This window comes from Acidovorax sp. KPB24-07 (assembly GCF_057543315.1).
On record NZ_BAAJYS010000407.1, the window covers coordinates 1 to 2,853 of the forward strand.

The window sequence follows — 2,853 nt, forward strand, 5'->3', positions numbered from 1 at the left end:
ATGGCCGCGGCGCTGCTGGGCCGCATCCAGCACGACCTGCGCACCCGCTGGGGGGTGGCCGACCCCGCGCATGCCCTGCTCATGGGCCTGCAGCGCTGCGCGCGGCCCGCGTTGGGCAAGTGGTTCGCGCAGCACGGCGCGGCGGTGGCGAAGGCCACCGCGGGCGTTTAGCACCGTTCCAGGCCCCGCTTCGCGGGGATGCCCTGGGGCTCAGAGGCCCCAGCTTTGGTCAGTAGCGCGCGCGCCCGAAGCTGTCGAGGATGGCGATTTCCGTGAACAGGCTGCCTTCGCGCCGGTTGTTCAGGAACGACACCTCGTAGCCGCCCAGATCAATGCGCGGCAGGCGCGACAGCGTCTCGGCCAGCGCCCGGCCATCCACGCCCCCGCTGCCGCTGCGCGGCACGGCCTTGATTCCCTGGCCGATGGTCTTGGCCACGAGGAAGCCTTCGAACGCCGCCAGCGAGGCGATGCTGGCGCTCTGCTGCGCCGCCTGCATGGCCTGGCGGAATTCGCGCACTACCGGAATCGACTGGTTGGTGAGCGCCGGGAACACCTGTGTCATGCCCACGCCGCGGGCGTTTTCCGCACCCACGGCGTCCACCAGTTTCACGGGGTCGAGGTCGGAGATGCCGACCACCTGCGCATGCCCGCCGGCCGCGCGGTAGGCCTTCACGAAGGCGCTGCCCGCGGCTTGGCCCGCCACCATCACGATCACCTGCGCATCGGCCTTGAGCAGCTTGGCCAGCGCGGGCTGGATGTCCGACGAGGTGCGTTCGTAGGGCTCCTTGGCGACCAGTGACAGCTTGCGCTTCGACAGGGCCGCCGTGAGCGCCTCCAGGCCCTTTTCGCCATAGGCGTCGTTCTGGTAGAGCGCCGCGAACTTGGTCATGCCGATGGCGTCGCCCATCTGCGCGACCAGCTTGGTCAGCTCCGTGCTGTAGCCGGCGCGCACGTGAAAGACGTAGGGGTTCACCGGCTCGCGGATGACCTGCGAGCCCGAGCGCGTGGGAAACAGCGGCACGCCGCTGTCCTGCGGCAGCTTGGCCTCGATCAGCGCCTGGGTGTTGCTGGTGGCGAAAGAGATCAGCGCGGCGGGCTTCATGGCCAGCAGCTTGCGGGCGCCGGCCAGCGTCTTCTCGGGCTTGAATTCATCGTCTTCCACGACGAGCCGCACCTCCAGGCCGGGAAATGCCTGGCTCTTTTGCGCCTCGGCAAAATAGGTTTCCACCCCCAGTACCACCTGCTTGCCCACTTCGGCGGCATTGCCTCCGGTCAGCGGCGCCACCATGCCGACGATGACGGGAGGGGCCGCGCGAGCGGTCGAGCCGATCCAGGGAAGGGCCAGCGAGGCGCCCAGGCGGGTGGTGAATACACGGCGTTTCATGGAACGTGCTCCTGTGGAGGGCAGACAGCAGACAAGGGCGTCAACGCGCCCGGACGAACCGATGCAGAAGAACCGGCACGCCCTTTACAAATGCAAGAACGTGCGAAATGTATGACCCATTGTTAATCAGTTTTTGTGGCGTTTTGGCGCCTGTGGACGGGATTTGATCGTCCTGTGCTAGGATTTGCCGCTATGCAACGCAATCTGCTGCTATCCCCACTATCGCTAGGCCTAGTGCCTGGCCGGGGTCTGCCTGCGTTCGCCATCACCGTTGCCTAAAAGCGCAACACCGATTTCCCCCTGACCCCGGCCCGCGAACCAGCCTCCACCCATGGTGGAGGGCTGCAGGGGATGTCGTTCACCGTTCACCGTTGATTCGACCCGTGCCCCAGCGCTGCCTTGCAGCACGGCACACACCGTTCGTGGAGCCTCTCATGATTTCCAAGCCCGCTACCAAGTACCAGCCCATCGCCCCCATCGCGCTGGCCGACCGCACCTGGCCTTCCAAGACCATCATCCGCGCTCCCATCTGGTTGTCCACCGACCTGCGCGACGGCAACCAGGCACTGTTCGAGCCGATGAACGGCGAGCGCAAGATGAAGCTGTTCCACGAACTGGTACGCATCGGCTTCAAGGAAATCGAGGTGGGCTTTCCTGCCGCATCGCAGACCGACTACGACTTCGTGCGCCGCCTCATCGACGAAGGCCTTGTGCCCGACGACGTGACCCTGATGGTCATGACGCAGTCGCGCGCCGACCTCATCGAGCGCACTGTCGAGGCTGTGCGCGGCGCGCCGCGCGCCATCGTGCACCTGTACAACGCCACCGCGCCCGTGTGGCGGCGCGTGGTATTCGGCATGAACGTGACGCAGGTGATGGCGTTCATCGACCAGCACGTCTCGCACCTGAAGCGCCTGACCGATGCCCAGCCCGAAACCCGCTGGACGCTGCAGTATTCGCCCGAAACCTTCAGCGCAACCGAGCTGGAAGTCTCGCTCGAAGCCTGCCAGACCGCCATCGCCGCCTGGGGCGTGGGCCCGGGTCGCGAGATCATCATCAACCTGCCCACCACGGTGGAAAACGCCACCCCCAACGTGTTCGCCGACCAGATCGAGTGGATGCACCGGCGCCTGAGCCCCCGCGAGCACATCGTGCTCTCGGTGCACCCGCACAACGACCGCGGCACCGGCGTGGCGGCGGCCGAGCTGGCCATGATGGCCGGCGCCCAGCGCGTGGAAGGCTGCCTCTTCGGCAATGGCGAGCGCAGCGGCAACCTCGACGTGGTGACGGTGGCGCTCAACCTCTACACGCAGGGCGTGCATCCGGGGCTCGACTTCTCCGACATCAACGCCGTGGCGCGCGTGGCCGAGGAATGCACCGCGCTGCCCGTGCACCCGCGCCACCCGTACGTGGGCGACCTGGTGTTCACCTCGTTCTCGGGCTCGCACCAGGACGCGATCAAGAAGGGC

General features: G+C 66.9%; 2 protein-coding genes. One reads left to right on the top strand and one right to left on the bottom strand.

Annotated features, from left to right (window positions below):
* Positions 1-229: 229 nt before the first annotated feature.
* Positions 230-1,384 carry an ABC transporter substrate-binding protein gene (locus AC27IQ_RS21715; protein ID WP_487090750.1) on the bottom strand — a complete coding sequence of 385 codons (1,155 nt, stop codon included), beginning with the start codon at positions 1,382-1,384 and terminating at the stop codon, positions 230-232.
* A gap of 434 nt (positions 1,385-1,818) precedes the next feature.
* Between AC27IQ_RS21715 and AC27IQ_RS21720 the strand changes: the two genes are divergently transcribed.
* The coding region (locus tag AC27IQ_RS21720) for a 2-isopropylmalate synthase (protein ID WP_487090751.1) at positions 1,819-2,853 on the top strand (1,035 nt) is incomplete at its 3' end.